Below are 16,849 nucleotides of genomic sequence, written 5' to 3'. Positions count from 1 at the left end.
AATTAAATTTTTTAAGTGAGAAAAGATTACCGGCATAAAAAAAGCGCCAAAAGGCGCTTTTTCATCTGGTAAATTAGCAGAATTACTTCTTGCTAAGAGCACCGAAACGCTTGTTGAATTTATCAACACGACCGCCAGTCTCAGCAGCTTTTTGCTTACCAGTGTAGAATGGGTGACACTCTGAACATACGTCTAAGTGTAAGTCTTTACCTACAGTTGAACGAGTTGTAATAACGTGACCACAAGAACAAGTTGCCTTGAACTCTACATAATTTGGATGAATACCGTCTTTCATGGGAACCTCTGTTAAGGCCGCATCGCCACTTGATCAGTCATTATTGCTGCCAAGCACCATACGAGTTAAAAATAATGGAGGCGAATATTATAGCAACATGTCCATCATGGCAATAAATATCGCTAAAAAATGAGCAATTAATCACTTTCTTAGTTAAAAGTCTCTTTCTGTTAATTTTCTCGCTTGGCTTAAGACAATTTACCAGTAGAATAAAGCTAACATTTGGTTTTAACATGACAAAAATTTGTGGCACTAACTTCAACTGACAAATACCTGCAAGTCGCGATTCCTGTTCCTATGCGTCAATTGTTTACTTATAAACTGCCAGAAAAGTTAAATGTTAATCCTATTAAGCGTGGCGAGCGCGTAATTGTGCCCTTTGGCTCACGGCAAGTTGTTGCAATAGTGCTTTCCATCGACGAAGAAACACAATACGCCGCAGAAAAAATAAAGCCGATATTAAGCCGTGTTAAAGACAACTTTAACTTTTCAACTGAGCTACTGAACTTTTTGCAACGTTGCGCTGACTATTACCATCACCCGATTGGTGACGTTTTCCAACAAGCTTTACCTGTGCTGTTAAGACAAATAAAACAACCTGATGTGGAATTACCACAAATTTGGTTAACCAATGAATCGATAACCGACGAAGAACTGGCTGCGACACAAAAACGCGCACCAAAGCAAGCTGAATTACTAAGCTTACTCAAACAACACCAAGGCCTAACTTGGTCAGAGTTATTAACCTTAGGCTTTAACAAAGCACAATTAAACGCTTTAGAAAAAAAACAATTTATTTACGCTAAAGCACGCACGGTTGAAAAATTCACTTGGCAAGAAAGTGCATTACAACAAGCTAACCGATTAGAGCTTTCTGCCGAACAAGCAATAATAGTGGCGACGATTAAGGAAATGCAACAGCAGTTTTCTTGTCATTTAATTGATGGCATCACCGGCAGCGGCAAAACTGAAGTTTATTTACAAGCCATGGAAGATGTTCTGGCAGCAAATAAGCAAGTGTTGCTACTGGTCCCTGAAATTGGCTTAACACCACAAACCTTGGCCCGATTCGAACAGCGTTTTAATGTGCCTATTTGCCTACATCACTCCGGCCTAAACGATAAAGAGCGTCTACAAACATGGCTAGAAGCACAACGTGGCTCAGCAGCAATTGTTATCGGTACTCGCTCGGCTGTTTTCACGCCACTACATGATTTAGGCTTGATTATTGTTGACGAAGAACATGACGCATCATTTAAACAACAAGACAGCTTTCGTTATAACGGTCGTGATATTGCGATATTAAGAGCACGGCAATTAAACATTCCGATTGTACTTGGCAGTGCCACGCCAAGTTTTGAAACCCTGCAAAACGCCTTAACGGGGCGTTACCATTATCACCAATTAAAAAAGCGCGCAGGCAATGCCTCAACCGCAAAAATCACCTTAATCGATGTTGCGCAACAGCAAATGGAGCACGGCCTTTCCGGCACCTTAAAACAAGCAATAAAAAATACCTTAGCAAGGGGTGAGCAGGCGTTAATATTTTTGAATCGCCGCGGTTATGCGCCAGCAATTAATTGTCAAGAGTGCCACTGGATTGCCGACTGTCTGCGTTGCGATAAACCTTATACTTTGCATCAAGGGCAACGGCTCTTAATATGTCATCATTGCGGTAGCCAGAAACGCATTCCGCCACAATGTCCCAGTTGTGGTAGCGTAAGAATTAAAGCGCTCGGCCAAGGCACTGAGCAATTAGAAGAAAAAATTAGTGCGCTATTTCCTGATTATAGCGCGGTACGTATTGATCGAGACAGCACCCGTAAAAAAGGCGAATTGGCGAAATTATTACAGCAAGTCAATGACAAAGAGCATCAGCTGTTAATTGGCACACAAATGCTGGCTAAAGGTCATCACTTTCCCGATGTTACTTTAGTGGCGGTTCTCGATGTTGATGGTGCTTTGTTTAGTTACGACTTTCGCGCAGCTGAACATATGGCGCAATTACTGGTACAAGTATCTGGCCGAGCTGGGCGAGCCAGTAAACCCGGAAAAGTGATGGTGCAAAGCAACTTTCCTGACCACCCGTTGTTACAAGACTTAGTCAATAATGGCTATCAACATTTTGCGCAGCAAGCGTTAATAGAACGACAGCAAGCCATGCTGCCACCGTTTAGTTTTCAAGCACTATTTCGCGCCGAAGCAAATTATCCCTCTTATCCGGAAAAATTCTTACGGGCATTATCTACAACAACGTTTGATGGCTGCCAATTCGCTGGCCCCGTGCCTGCGGCAATGGAGAAAAAGGCTGGCAAATTCCGTTACCATTTAATTTTGCAGGCGAAATCTCGTAAGCAACTACACCAAGCCATATTTCAACTCGTGCACAATAATGTCAATAATGAGTGGCAGTCAAAAGTTCGCTGGTCAGTTGACGTTGATCCTATCGATTTAAGCTGGTAATACTGCTCACTCATAAGCATTTACAATATATCGTAGACAAGTAGTGATATTTTTTTACCAGTTGGTTAGAATTGGCGAAAGTCTTCCAGTATAAAGTTTTTCATGGCGCATCAAGATTACGTTTCCCGCTCGCGAGCAAAAAATAAAAAGCAAAGTCCGTATAAAAAAAATGTTGAGCCTGCTCCTGCCATCTCATTAAAGGTCAAAATGATTGCCCTGTTTTTATTCATTGCGCTACCAAGCTTTGGCTATTTGCTATGGACCATCAAAGATAAGCAACCTGAAACTGTTGTAACACCAAAAACAACTAAAACAGTACAAGCCAAAAGCACTGAATTGCCGAAGCCGCCAGAAGAAAAATGGACCTATGTTGATGACTTAAAAAGTAAAGAGGTTGAAGTTGGTGAATATGAGGTCACTCAAAAAGGGCCTTATAAAATGCAATGTGGCTCTTTTAAAACCCGTAAACAAGCTGAATCATTAAAGGCGAAAATAGCCTTTACAGGCTTAGAAGCTCAAGTCAGTAAATCTGTTGGTACTTCAGCAACTTGGTATAAAGTTTACTTAGGTCCTTACGCTAAAAAACGTGGCGCTGAAAAAGATAAACACAAATTAAAGAATAATTCTGTGCATGGCTGTAAAATTTGGAACTGGAACTAACCCTAAGCACCAATACGGACAATACAGCTTAGGGGCTGTTGATCTTTGTTTATATTTTCAGCAATAGGTTATTTTTAACGTTAGCAAAGCAGAATGAACGATGTTTGGTTGTTCCAAATAAGTGAGATTCTAATGCTGCTAGCGTTAAAAATAGCCATTACCCAAAGGGCTGAGTCTAAAATTGCCTTACTTTGCGTTGAAAATGACTGATTTAGATGACTAAATTGCACCATTTTCGCCTTAATTAAGGCAATTTTAACTCTCAGCTGAATTAATAAACAAAGATCAACAGCCCCTAGTATTGTCCGCCGTATTTTAAAAACAATTCTCCAATAAAAAATTGCGATTATTCCTAGCAGCTCCCTTGAAAAAGGCCGAGCTATCCCCTATCTATTCTACATTAGACAAGCCGACTATCTCAGTGGGCAAAATGTACGAGGTTATTTGTGACTACTATAGTTTCTGTCAGACGTAATGGCAAAGTTGCCATTGGTGGCGATGGTCAAGTTTCTCTTGGCAACACAGTAATGAAAGGCAACGCGCGAAAAGTGCGTCGTTTATATAATGACAAAGTACTGGCCGGTTTTGCTGGTGGTACCGCTGACGCTTTTACCTTATTTGAACGCTTTGAAAGCAAATTAGAAATGCACCAAGGTCATTTAACAAAAGCAGCTGTTGAGCTTGCCAAAGATTGGCGTAGCGACCGAGCATTACGTAAGCTTGAAGCTTTACTTGCGGTTGCCGATGAAACGGCCTCGTTAATCATTACCGGCAATGGTGATGTTGTGCAACCCGAACATGACTTGATTGCCATTGGCAGTGGCGGTAACTTTGCGCAATCAGCCGCAACCGCTTTATTAGAAAACACCGAGCTTTCAGCAAAAGAAATAGTCGAAAAATCGTTAAAAATTGCTGGCGATATTTGTGTATTCACCAATCAACAACACGTGATTGACGAACTTTAACGCCAGATTTAGTAAGGAATTAATATGTCGAATATGACACCCCGTGAAATCGTTCACGAGCTTGATAGCCATATTGTTGGTCAAAGCGACGCAAAACGTGCCGTGGCAATAGCACTGAGAAACCGCTGGCGTAGAATGCAACTTAACGACGAGTTGCGAGCAGAAGTTACCCCTAAAAATATTTTAATGATCGGTCCAACAGGTGTTGGTAAAACTGAAATTGCTCGTCGATTAGCAAAACTTGCTAATGCTCCTTTTATTAAAGTCGAAGCCACTAAATTTACTGAAGTGGGTTATGTTGGTAAAGAAGTAGAAACCATTATTCGTGATCTCGCCGATATGGCGATAAAACTTACCAAAGAACAAGAAATGTCGCGCGTTAAACACTTAGCCGAAGAAGCGGCCGAAGAGCGTATCTTAGACGTTTTGTTGCCGCCAGCTCGTGATGGCTTTGGTAATGATGAAAAGCCTGACAATAACTCCACTCGTCAAGTATTTCGTAAAAAATTACGTGAAGGCCAACTTGATGATAAAGAAATTGAATTAGATTTAGCCGCACCGCAAGTGGGCGTTGAGATCATGGCGCCTCCGGGTATGGAAGACATGACGTCGCAGTTACAAAACATGTTCCAAAGCATGTCGAGTGAAAAAACCAATAAACGTAAGTTAAAAATTAAAGATGCTTTTAAAGCCTTACAGGAAGAAGAAGCAGCGAAAATTGTTAACCAAGAAGATATCAAAGAAAAAGCTATTTATGCGGTTGAGCAAAACGGCATTGTGTTTATCGATGAAATCGACAAAATTTGTAAACGTGGCGACTCATCAGGCCCAGACGTATCGCGCGAAGGTGTACAACGTGATTTATTACCATTAATTGAAGGCTCTACGGTTAGTACTAAACATGGTATGGTTAAAACTGACCATATATTGTTTATTGCCTCTGGCGCCTTTCAAATGTCTAAACCTTCAGATTTGATCCCTGAATTACAAGGTCGATTACCGATCCGTGTTGAGCTGCAGGCATTAACCACTGACGACTTTGTCCGCATACTAACAGAGCCAAATGCCTCGTTAACAGAGCAATATATTGCTTTACTCGCCACTGAAGGTGTCGATATTTCATTCAGTGAAGATGGCATTCAAGCGATTGCTAATGCGGCCTGGCAAGTGAATGAAAGCACAGAAAACATTGGTGCTCGTCGCTTACATACTATGATGGAACGTTTAGTAGAAGAATTGTCATTTAGTGCCAATGACCGTACTGGCGAAAGTATCCTCATTGATGCTGAATTTGTCAGTAACATCTTAAATGAACTGGTTAAAGACGAAGACTTAAGCCGCTTTATTTTATAGTAAACGCTATGAAAAATGTTGGAGTAAACTATGAGTAATATCAGTCAATTTAGCATTCATCGTCAAAGTGCATGTTTATCAATAGCATTTGAAGATCAGGCACAAAATAATGCTGAATTAAGTTTCGAATACTTACGGGTATTCGCTCCAACAGATGATAAAGGTCAGCCGACAGGTCTTTCACCTAAGGTCTACCATAAAAAACAAGTACAGCTATTAACAATAGAGTCTGTCGGCAAGCATGGCTATCGATTAATCTTTGATGATGGCCACAGCAATATCTACAGCGATGAATATTTACGAGTGTTAGTCGCTGAATATGAACAACGCTGGCAGCATTATATGAAGAGTGTTAATTCCGCGATAAATAGCCGCGAAGCAACGATAGAAATTAAAGAAGTTAAGTAAGCAAGTTGAATTAATAGATAAAAAAAGCCTAAGTGAATAATCACTTAGGCTTTTAATTTTTCTTAAGCAATATTTTCAAATACAGGTGTTAGACGGTAAACTGACTCACCTCATCATGCAGTACTCTTGCTTGCTCTGACAGCTCTTCACTCATCTGCGCATTATGTTGCGCGGTGACACCAGATTGCTCGGCAACATCGCGGATCGCAACAACATGCTCGTTCACTTCCGAGGCTACGGTACTTTGCTGATGGATAGCCGTAGCAATTGCCGTACTCATTTCCATAATACTAGTGACATCGCCGGTGATTTGCTCAAGCATCACACCGGCACTACTGGCCTGCTCAGCACTTTCTTTACCTTGACTACGACATGACGCCATATGGGTAACAATATCTTTGGTGCGTCCTTGCAGAGAGCTAATAATGGCTTCTATTTCTTGAGTTGACTCTTGTGTGCGGCTGGCTAGTGTTCTCACTTCATCTGCGACGACAGCAAAACCACGCCCTTGCTCACCAGCCCGTGCCGCTTCTATTGCAGCATTTAACGCTAATAAATTTGTTTGCTCGGCGATACCACGAATAACATCAAGCACAGAGCCAATGGTATCGCTGTCTTTGGCTAAAGCATGAATAACAACTTCGGAATCTGACAATTTTTCCGACAATTCATCAATTTTACTGATAGTTTGCGCGACGCCCGCTCGGCCTTCGTTAGCATTTTTATTGGTCGTTTCCGCTTTGTTTGCCGCCTCGTGGGTATTCGAAGCAATTTCCTCCACAGTAGCCACCATCTCAGTAACCGCCGTAGCAACAAAGTCGGTTTGTTGGATTTGATTATCAACCCCTTCATTTGAGATATGGATATTTTCAGATAAGGTTCGAGTTGCGGTATTAAGTGTTCCAACCGATTGATTTACTTGCACGATCAAATGCCTAAAACTATTCAACATTTGATTGAATATTTCTGCCATTTCGCCAATTTCATCTTTATTATCCATAGTGACACGTATCGATAAGTCTTGCGTGTCTGCGACTTTGTTCATGACATCATTTAAATTATTAATGCGCGACAAAATACTGCGACTAACGACCAATGCGATTAATATTGCCAATGTTAAAACCACGGCAAATACAGAGTAGGCGACAACATTAACCATATTTGCATGCTCAACAACAATTTCTTTGCTGACAGTAACGACAGTCGCGATCATATTATCCACTTTATGCACCGCGGAACGCATTTGCCCTTGAATGCCACTGTCGGAATCAAAACCTAAGGTTTTTTGCGCTTGCACTAAGTTAGCGAAGCCTTGTCGGTAAACCGTAATATTATCAATAACCTGCTGTTTAACCCCAGGCGTTAACTCACTTTCTTCGACATGAGTAATAAAATCATCGGCATTTGTTCCCCAACGAAGAAAATACTTCTCATCCAGTCGCAGCATAAAATCTTTTTCATTGCGCCGTAACTGCAACATATCACTCAGTAATTTGTAATCCGCTCCTTGCAAAAGCTCTTCGACCCCATGCACCGCAGAACGCAGCTCACCATATAAGCCATCCTTAGGGTGCAAGCCAATACGTTGTTGCGCTGCAGCAAACTGATGAAAGTAATCACTATATTCATTTAATACAGTGCTTAATTGCGCTAGCTCTGCAACTTCTTTATCAATAGCAGAGAATTTTATCGAAAGTTGTTCAATATCAGCTTGTAATGTACTGAAATTACCGTCAAATTTTTCAATATATTTTAAGTCTTTACGAGCAATAAAGTCCTTTTCATCTCGACGTAATTGCAATACCAAACTTTCGGTATTGCCAATCAACCTAGCAATTTCTACATCTGACTCTAACGACGTTACGGAATAATTGATCAATCCCAGCATGAATAGCATGGAAACGCCAACAACAGCACTGTTGGCAAGAAGTTTGTGCTTTATTAACATACCCTGTTTATACTCTTCTTTTTATTACGATATTTTGAGTATAGACGGCATCAGAAAATAGCAATAATTTTCACTAAAATTATTTACGCTTTAGGTACTTAGTAAATTCTTCCTCACAAATAGGTTTGCTGATAAAATAGCCCTGAACCGCATCACAACCGATATTACGCAACAATTGTAGTTGCTGCTGAGTTTCCACACCTTCTGCTAATACCCGTTTCCCTAAACCATGCGATAACTCAACCATAGTTTTCACTATGGTTAAATCTGAATCATTAGAAGCCACTTCTTGAATAAAGCTACGATCTATTTTTATTTTATCTATTGGTAGTTTACGTAAATAGGCCAATGAAGAATAACCAGTACCAAAATCATCAATAGACACCTTGATGCCCATATTTTGTAAAATAACAATGGTTTTCATAACTAGGTCTATATCCGTGATCACAACATTTTCTGTTACTTCTAATTCAAGGTAAATTGGCGGAATTTCATATTTCATCAATAACCCCTGAATGTTACTAATAAAATCAGTGGCTTGAAATTCATCGGCAGTAATATTTATGGCGAGAGGAACCCGACGTTTATAAGTTTGATACCACTTAGCAATGGTTTGACAGGTTTTTTCCAAGACATAATTGTCTAACTCACTGTATAAGTTCAGCGCCTCTATATCATCAAAAAACTGGCCGGGTGCCAATAAGCCTTTGGTCGGATGCTGCCAACGAACCAGAACCTCTGCGCCATCCAAACGATTGTTCTTTAAATTAAGTTGGGGTTGAAAATGTAGAATAAACTCTTCATTGCTAATGGCGCGGCGAATTTCTTTTTCCATTGCTAATAAATGCCGGCCCTGTGACTGCATGCCCGGCTCATACTTAACCGTTTGAATATTATTACTTTCAGCTTGAAATAGCGCTAGGTTGGCTCTTTGTAGCAGATCATCGGCAATTTTTGCGTCTAACGGAAATTCACAATAGCCAACACTACATTGTAAATGAACTTCCTGTTGAGCAACTAAATAAGGTCGTGCAATTAAGGTATGTAAATGTTCTGCGGCAATCTTTTGCTGCTTTTCATTTTCATACTCAATAACATACATAAAGGAGTCACCACTTAAGCGCCCAACAACTTTTGGTTTTAATAAACTTTGGTTCAGTCGGCGAGCAATTTCTCCTAAAATCAAATCACCAACTTTTAAACCATAAGTATCATTAACAAATTTAAAGCGCTTAATATCTAGCAAAAATACGCACAAGGTTTGGTTCTTATCTTGGGCTATTTGCATCTCATTAGTGAGTTTTTCAAGCACTTGCTCTCGATTTAACACACCGGTTAACGAGTCATGCTTACCTAAATATTTAGCGCGGTTTATTGCCGTGGCCGCAACATGACGTTCAGCCCCTTGCATCCAAATTAAAACGATAAATCCTAAAACCGTATTAATACCGATATCTACATAGGCTAAATTTTGCGTTAAGTAACGAAACCAGTCTTCGGTTAAAAAGATAATCGATGCAAAGGAATAGGCGATGTAACGACAACCAACTAAAATACAAAAAGCGAAAAATATTTTTCCGGAAAAGTGGTTTATTTTGGCGGAATATAAATAGAATGCTGAAGCAATTAAGGCACTACCAAATATAAATGATGCTAAGCTTTCGCGTAAATAAAAACGATTAAAGACACTTCTCACATCAAAACCATAAGATAAAGCAGCTAACACGCCTATCAATACCGCTGACGTCCCACCAATAAGCAAGATTTTTTTCGACACCTCTTTCTGCTTAGTAGCCGCATAAATACCTAAAATTAAAAATAATATATGAAAATACTGACTAACTTGTCGCAAGATAGCGATAGCAATATCAATATAACTACCGACCTCTTGTTCATTAAAAATATATTGGCAGGCAAGCGAAAATTGATTAATCGCCAGCGCAGATAAACTGATCATCCAAAACTTAACATACTGGCGACCTAGCCCGCGATAATATGCCAGAAGAAGCAAAGCAAGAATGCTAAAAATAAGAGTTTCTGTAGAATAGATTAAGCTATGGGTAAATGCCCTTTCCGCCATAAATGCAACTCTTAGAGAAGATGATAGTATTGTTATTAAATCGTGTTTTATGTTGAATTACAAGCCACAGTTTAGCGCTGAAATATTTAGCAACTATAGCGACTTAGCAGTTGTACCTTAGCGCTTAGCCGTTATACTAGCAATGAGGAATCATCACAACAGGAGACTGGTTATGGAATACAACACTTCAGAATTGTGTGATATTTACACAGACTTAATCGATGTACTTGAACCTATATTTAGTAATTATGGTGGCCGCAGTTCCTTTGGTGGTAAAGTTGCTACGGTAAAGTGCTTTGAAAGTAATGGCCTAATTGAAGAAGTGGCGAGTACCGATGGCACCGGCAAAGTCATGGTAATTGATGGTGGTGGTTCAACACGACGTGCGCTAATTAATATTAAAATTGCGGAACTTGCCAGTAAAAATAATTGGGAAGGTATTATTTGTTTTGGCAGTGTCCGAGATGTTGATGCCTTAGAGGATATTGATATTGGTATCCAAGGTCTACTGTCAATCCCCGTCGGCGCTAGTACCATCGACTCAGGTGAAAGTGATTTAGCCATTAACTTCGCTGGTGTGACTTTTTTACCTGATGATCACATTTATGCCGATAATACCGGCATAATACTCTCGCCTGACCCGCTTGATATAGAATAATACGATTAAACTTTTGCAGCGTATTGCTGCTGCCAAGCATCAAGCCAAAATGGCAGTTCATGGAAATTAACGCCTGAGCTATAGTGTTTACCTTGGGCGTATTCTCCCCCCATGGCAAGAAACATATCTTCGATTACTACACTGTCAATATTAGTACCAATGAGTGGTAGGTCCATCTTGCGTGTAAGATTAATTAAGGCATTAATGATCGCTTTATCTGACGAGCCTGCTTCGGCTTGTGCCAAAGCCTGACAGTTTATTTTAATTTCACTTACCGCCAGTTTTCTTAAATAGCGCAGAGCCTCGTAGCTGCCAGAAAATTCATCGATAGCAATTTTAACGCCCAAGAATTTTAATTGATCAATGCTAGCTTTTGCCTCAAGAGAAGCACTTAGTAATATTTCTTCTTGAATTTCTAATAATAAATATTGGCAGTCAACGCCGAACTCTTTTGCTTGTTGTTCAATATAATCGACTAAGTCAGGCTCTAATAAACAGCTATTCGACAGCTTTATCGCAACTTCTACCTTAGCGCCTAAACGATGCAATTGCTGCAAAAAGGTAAATGCCTGTGTCACCATTTTTCGACACAACGCATAGGCATCACCACTTTGCTCGGCAATGACCATCACCTCGTTAAAAGCAAGTTTTTCGCCTTCGCGGTCTTGCCAAGTTAACAATAACTCAAATCCCAAAACCTGTTTAGAGGCCATTTTAATTTGCGGCTGTATACGCCAGTTAATGGCTCCAGTCGATATATCTTGCTTCAACTGCTCCATTTTCTGCAATTGTTGTTGATTAAAAGTGGCTAATTCTTGGGCAAAAAAGCTGACTTGCTTTTGTTGTTTATCAGCCTGTAACAAGGCATCTTCGGCACAGGCAATAACTTCACTCACGTTATTGCTATTTTGACCGACAAAGGCAACACCAAACACCAATTTAAAAAATAATGAAAAACTTTTGAAACTCATTGGTCCGGGTACAGCTTGTGCTAACTTTTGGCAAAGTTGCTCAATAATAATTTCATCATTGTGTTTACTTTGTGCAAGATCTATAACCACCAAAAAGTGCAAACCTTGTAAACGAGCTACACGCACCGGAGACTCAGCATTGGAAAAGTTTAGTAATTCACTGTCAGCCTCAATTGATTTCTGCAGGCAATAAGCAAGCTGCAATAGCAGAATATCAGAATTATGATGCCCTAAAACAGCATTAACTTGTTGAAAGTTAAGCGGCTTGAACGCAACGGCAGCATATCGTGCAGATGTTTGATGTTTAACATGATATTCAAAGGTTCTTACCGCATATGAATAGGACGGTAAATTGGTAGAAGGATCAAATATTATTGCGTCAGTCGTCGCAATAGCTTCTTTAATAATACTATGACTACTTACTAAGCTCGAGGCGACATGCCAACAACCATTTACCATTACCATCAAATAAGTGAACACCGCGAGGGCTGCCAATAAATCATATGACAGCTGATCATTTAACCAAATATAAACCGCACCAGCAAAAGCGATATTAACCGCTATTAGCAATAAAGAACGCTGGCTTATCTTTCGTAAAGTATTTTGTGAGAACAAGAAAAGCTGACTACTAAAAAACAATACTTGTAACAAACAAAAACTGAGCCAAGCGTTATCAGGATTGACAACACCTAGCCAAAGCACGGTAAAAAATAACAACAAGAGTACGCCATAGCTTATGGCCTGCCAAAGCATTGAATTAGTATTGCTTGCTGGTCTGTGCTGGCTAGTAAACTGCGCAGTCCAAAAAAAACTCAGTTGTAATACCAAAGCACAAAAGGTTAACGCGACATAATCATTTCGCTGTGGCATATACGCTAAAGAGTAAAGCAAAGAAAGTAGAGCAAGGGTTAAAAAAATGGGATAACGCTTTGAAATAGCTGAAGACGGCTTAACAACAAAAGTTAGTAATAAAACCGGTAGGCTCAATCCCAAAACAAAGGCGATATTAAATTCAATAAACGAAAAAGTACCGCTAGCGGCAAAAACTGGTAATGAAAAAAAACTGCAAATTAAGCATAAACCTAAAGAGAGAGAAAACGAGTAGGATCTAGCTCTGTTATTCATCATAACAAACCCATTGCTGAGAACATCTGCATAGACTAATCAATCGTATGTAGTTTGTACAGCAGCGACAGCCGGTTGTTTTCTAACAACCGGTGCACTAGCGCGGCAAAAATATTAGTCGTTAGATAACTAACTCACCCGCCTGCATTAACTTATTGAGTGGATTGACACCAAATTGATAACATAATTCAGCTGGTTGCTGAATATCCCAACAGGCAATATCAGCGTCAAAACCAACCGCAAGTTGCCCTTTCGAGTCAGCTAAACCAAGCGCTTTAGCCCCTTGCGATGTCACCGCCGCTAACGCTTCAACCGGCGTTAAACGAAATAGCGTACAGGCCATATTGAGCATTAGTTGAATTGAAGTAATGGGTGAAGAACCTGGGTTTGCATCCGTGGCAATCGCCATGCTAACACCGTGTTTGCGCAGTAAATCGATTGGTGGCAGTTGGGTTTCTCGTAAAAAGTAAAAAGCCCCAGGCAGAAGAACGGCAGTCATATTTGCCGCTTTCATGGCAATAATGCCCGCTTCATCAAGAAACTCAATATGATCAGAAGATAGTGCGTTATATTCTGCCGCTAACGCTGTGCCACCTAAATTAGAGAGTTGCTCAGCATGCACCTTAATAGGCAAGCCATATTTCTTTGCCGCCGCGAATACTTTCTCGGTTTGCTCGATGCTAAAACCTATGCCTTCACAAAATACATCTACCGCGTCAGCCAACTGCAGACTTGCCACTTTCGGCAACATATCACCAGTAACTAAATCAATGTATTCATCAGCTCGATCTTTATATTCAATAGGTAAAGCGTGAGCACCTAAAAATGTTCTTCTCACCGTCACTGGCAAACTTTGCGCTAACTGCCCTGCAACTTTCAGCATTTTTATTTCATTAGCGGTATCTAAACCATAGCCCGATTTAATTTCTACCGTGGTAACACCTTGTTGATGCAACGCCGTTAAACGCTTATGCGCACTAGCAAACAATTCACTTTCACTGGCAGCACGTGTTGCTTTCACTGTAGAAACAATACCGCCACCAGCATTGGCTATTTCTTGGTAGCTTTTGCCTTCAAGGCGCATTTCAAATTCATTGGCACGATTACCACCGAAAACCAGATGGGTATGACAATCAACTAAACCCGGCGTTAACCAAGCACCTTCACCATCAATTACCGTGACAACCTCATTGTCAAACGCCGGTAACTCGTTCATTGTGCCAAGCCAAGCAATTTTACCATTGGCGATTGCCAGTGCACCTTGTGCAATAGTGCCATAACTATTAGCACCGTCACTCATGGTTGCAAGATTTACATTAATCCAAAGTGTTTGCCAATGTTGAGTTGTAGTCGACATAAAAAATTCCAAAGCATTTATTGCCAGCTAGTTTCAACCTACATGCTGCAATGTAGTAAACTAGTGACTAATAGTTAGTGGTTCTAATACCAAGTGAGTTGGCATTATTAATAATTCGCACTCTAACCGATAGCAAATTAACAAGCAAGCTTGTATATACAACTCTTGACCTACTGTAAAAAAGATGAGATTGTATATACAAGTTAAAGTGACTTTTCGTTATTACCCTGTTGCAACATTTACCGAGCATAACAATGACACAATTAAAGCCCGCAAAGTATACCATCATCAAGCAATACATTTGCGAAAAGATAGAATCTGGTCAATGGCTTGAACATAGTAAAGTGCCCTCTGAAAATGAGCTAACCGAGCAATTTTCAGTGAGCCGAATGACCGCACGCCGTGCCCTACAGGAATTAACCGAGCAAGGTTTATTGGTACGTTCTCAAGGCTCAGGTACCTTTGTTGCAACATTTAAATCGCAATCTTCATTACTAGAGATTCGCAATATTGCCGATGAAATTCATGAACGCGGTCATCAGTATCATGCTCAGCAATTAGCATTACAGGCGGTTGACGTAACCGAAGAAATGGCCATTTTGTTATCATTAAAAACCGGTGATAAAGCTTATTTCTCTAGCGTATTACATTTTGAAAACGAGGCGGCTATTCAATTAGAGCAACGCTTCGTAAACCCCAAATTAGTTGCTAACTACTTAACACAAGATTTCACCAAAATTACCCCGCATGAATATTTGTCTTCTGAAGCGCCGCTAACCGAAGCGACACATGAAGTTGAGGCTATTCTTGCCAGTGCTGATATCTGTAAATTATTAAACATTACAGAGTCTGCACCTTGTTTGCAGGTTAAGCGTCGTACTTGGTCAAGCCAAGGCGTTGTCAGCTTAGCGATATTAACGGCACCTGGTAATAAATACCGCTTAGGTAGCCATTTAGTTTTTTAATTTTTGAACGGCTGCTAGTCATAGATAACGACCGAGTAGCCAGTTAGTTTTTTAATTTAGGAGCGTTAATATGACGTTTAAATATGGTATCGACCGTCTAAATCTTGATATTGTTAATGGTATTGCCAACGGCAGTATCAAAGCTGTACTTTGCCAAGAAGCTTTAGATAAAATTAATACAAGTCGCCAACGTGTTGAGAAAATGGCCGCTTCTGATGAAGCCGTATATGGCATTAATACTGGCTTTGGGCCATTATGCGATACGCAAATTTCTCCAGAAGATACTAATTTACTGCAAAAAAACCTGCTTATTACCCATGCCGTAGGTGTTGGTGAGCCTATCGCCAAAGCTATTTCAAAACTGATGTTGATCACTAAAGTGCATGCTTTAAGCCAAGGTTTTTCGGGTATTCGCTTAGAAACCGTAGAAAGAATGCTAACCTTTATTGAGCTTGATCTTATCCCTGTGGTACCTGAGCAAGGTTCAGTAGGCGCATCAGGTGATTTAGCACCACTTTCACACTTATTTTTACCATTACTTGGTGAAGGTGAATTCTGGCAAAGTGAAGGGGGGCAAGCTGATAAAATTATCCCTGCGGCGCAAGCACTAAAAGAAAATGGTTTAGCGCCAATGGAATTGCACGCCAAAGAAGGCTTAGCGTTAATTAACGGTACCCAGTTTATTCTGTCACACGCTATCACTGGCTTAACCAAAATGCGTTACTTATTAGACCTAGCAGATTTAACAGGTGCTATGAGTATTGAAGGTATGCAAGGTAGTGAATCGCCATTTAGAGCAGAGTTACATCAAACCCGTGCTTTTAAAGGTAACTTAGCAGTAGCTGCACGCATGAGAAGCTTCTTTAAAAATTCAGAAAACATGGCTGATCATGAAGAATGTGACCGTGTACAAGACCCTTACTCTTTACGATGCATTCCACAAGTACACGGTGCATCACGCAACGCTTATTACCATTTAGAAGAATTAGCTGAAATTGAAATGAACTCAGTTACTGATAACCCAATTGTTATCAGTAGCGAAGAAGCTATTTCAGGTGGTAGTTTCCATGGTCAACCGTTAGCTATGGTGCTTGATTACGCTTCTATTGCGGCCTCTGAATTAGGTAATATTTCAGACCGTCGTTGTTACTTACTCCTTGAAGGCTTACACGGCTTACCTCGGTTGTTAACCACTGCTGGTGGTTTAAACTCAGGCATGATGATCCCACAATACGCCACAGCGGCATTAGTGACTGAAAACAAATCACTTTGTTTCCCACCATCAGCTGATAGTGTGCCAACCTCAATGGGACAAGAAGATCATGTTTCTATGGGTAGTATTTCAAGCCGACAGTTTAACCAAATCTTAGGTAATTTAGAGAAAATTTTAGCGATTGAGCTGATGTATGCCGCGCAAGCCATTGACTTTAGACGCCCGAATAAGTGCTCAGACATTATTGAGAAAAACTTTGCAGTGATCAGAGAGAAAGTGGCAAAACTTGAAGAAGACAGACTATTAAAGCCTGATATTGATGCCATGATCGCCTTAGTGAGAGCACAAGCATTTACCGTTAGCACCGACGAAAGTAAGTAGAGAGAAT

General features: G+C 40.3%; 13 protein-coding genes. 8 read left to right on the top strand and 5 right to left on the bottom strand.

All coding sequences use genetic code 11. From position 1 onward, the window contains the following. Positions 1 to 82 precede the first annotated feature (82 nt). Positions 83 to 295 carry a 50S ribosomal protein L31 gene (gene rpmE / locus AC27JP_RS19715; RefSeq protein WP_487117649.1) on the bottom strand — a complete coding sequence of 71 codons (213 nt, stop codon included), beginning with the start codon at positions 293 to 295 and terminating at the stop codon, positions 83 to 85. Between the two features lie 246 nt (positions 296 to 541). On the opposite strand from rpmE, the gene priA reads away from it, so the two are divergent. The 5 genes from priA to AC27JP_RS19690 all read left to right on the top strand — a co-directional run bounded on the left by priA (position 542) and on the right by AC27JP_RS19690 (position 6,144). Beyond that, positions 542 to 2,758: a primosomal protein N' gene (priA, locus tag AC27JP_RS19710; protein WP_487117648.1), complete on the top strand. Its 2,217-nt coding sequence runs from the start codon at positions 542 to 544 to the stop codon at positions 2,756 to 2,758. Between the two features lie 102 nt (positions 2,759 to 2,860). Next, a complete protein-coding gene (locus AC27JP_RS19705; RefSeq protein WP_487117647.1) occupies positions 2,861 to 3,418 on the top strand; it encodes an SPOR domain-containing protein in 558 nt (185 codons plus the stop codon). Positions 3,419 to 3,864: 446 nt separating this feature from the next. Beyond that, a complete protein-coding gene (gene hslV, locus AC27JP_RS19700; protein ID WP_085300640.1) occupies positions 3,865 to 4,383 on the top strand; it encodes an ATP-dependent protease subunit HslV in 519 nt (172 codons plus the stop codon). A 24-nt stretch (positions 4,384 to 4,407) separates the two neighbouring features. Then, positions 4,408 to 5,736, top strand: coding sequence for an ATP-dependent protease ATPase subunit HslU (gene hslU / locus AC27JP_RS19695; protein WP_487117646.1), 1,329 nt, complete (start codon positions 4,408 to 4,410; stop codon positions 5,734 to 5,736). A gap of 30 nt (positions 5,737 to 5,766) precedes the next feature. Continuing rightward, positions 5,767 to 6,144, top strand: coding sequence for a gamma-butyrobetaine hydroxylase-like domain-containing protein (locus AC27JP_RS19690; protein ID WP_487117645.1), 378 nt, complete (start codon positions 5,767 to 5,769; stop codon positions 6,142 to 6,144). A gap of 88 nt (positions 6,145 to 6,232) precedes the next feature. On the opposite strand, the gene AC27JP_RS19685 is transcribed toward AC27JP_RS19690, so the two are convergent. Continuing rightward, entirely contained in the window at positions 6,233 to 8,092 is a 1,860-nt protein-coding gene (locus tag AC27JP_RS19685; RefSeq protein WP_487117644.1) for a methyl-accepting chemotaxis protein, read from the bottom strand. 79 nt (positions 8,093 to 8,171) lie between these two features. Continuing rightward, positions 8,172 to 10,172: a putative bifunctional diguanylate cyclase/phosphodiesterase gene (locus tag AC27JP_RS19680; RefSeq protein WP_487117643.1), complete on the bottom strand. Its 2,001-nt coding sequence runs from the start codon at positions 10,170 to 10,172 to the stop codon at positions 8,172 to 8,174. A gap of 172 nt (positions 10,173 to 10,344) precedes the next feature. On the opposite strand from AC27JP_RS19680, the gene rraA reads away from it, so the two are divergent. Next, the gene (rraA, locus tag AC27JP_RS19675) at positions 10,345 to 10,830 is read left to right on the top strand and encodes a ribonuclease E activity regulator RraA (RefSeq protein ID WP_487117642.1); all 486 of its coding nucleotides are present in this window, start codon (positions 10,345 to 10,347) and stop codon (positions 10,828 to 10,830) included. 5 nt (positions 10,831 to 10,835) lie between these two features. On the opposite strand, the gene AC27JP_RS19670 is transcribed toward rraA, so the two are convergent. Both AC27JP_RS19670 and hutI read right to left on the bottom strand, forming a co-directional pair. Beyond that, a complete protein-coding gene (locus AC27JP_RS19670; RefSeq protein WP_487117641.1) occupies positions 10,836 to 12,929 on the bottom strand; it encodes a bifunctional diguanylate cyclase/phosphodiesterase in 2,094 nt (697 codons plus the stop codon). Positions 12,930 to 13,047: 118 nt separating this feature from the next. Further along, on the bottom strand, positions 13,048 to 14,283 hold the full coding sequence (hutI, locus tag AC27JP_RS19665) for an imidazolonepropionase (protein WP_487117640.1): 1,236 nt from the start codon (positions 14,281 to 14,283) through the stop codon (positions 13,048 to 13,050). Between the two features lie 254 nt (positions 14,284 to 14,537). Between hutI and hutC the strand changes: the two genes are divergently transcribed. Continuing rightward, a complete protein-coding gene (gene hutC, locus AC27JP_RS19660; protein ID WP_487117639.1) occupies positions 14,538 to 15,248 on the top strand; it encodes a histidine utilization transcriptional repressor HutC in 711 nt (236 codons plus the stop codon). A gap of 70 nt (positions 15,249 to 15,318) precedes the next feature. After that, on the top strand, positions 15,319 to 16,842 hold the full coding sequence (gene hutH, locus AC27JP_RS19655; RefSeq protein WP_487117638.1) for a histidine ammonia-lyase: 1,524 nt from the start codon (positions 15,319 to 15,321) through the stop codon (positions 16,840 to 16,842). Positions 16,843 to 16,849: the final 7 nt, after the last annotated feature.

This window comes from Colwellia sp. SU-HH01172 (assembly GCF_057553355.1).
This window is presented reverse-complemented; position numbering and strand designations above follow the sequence as displayed.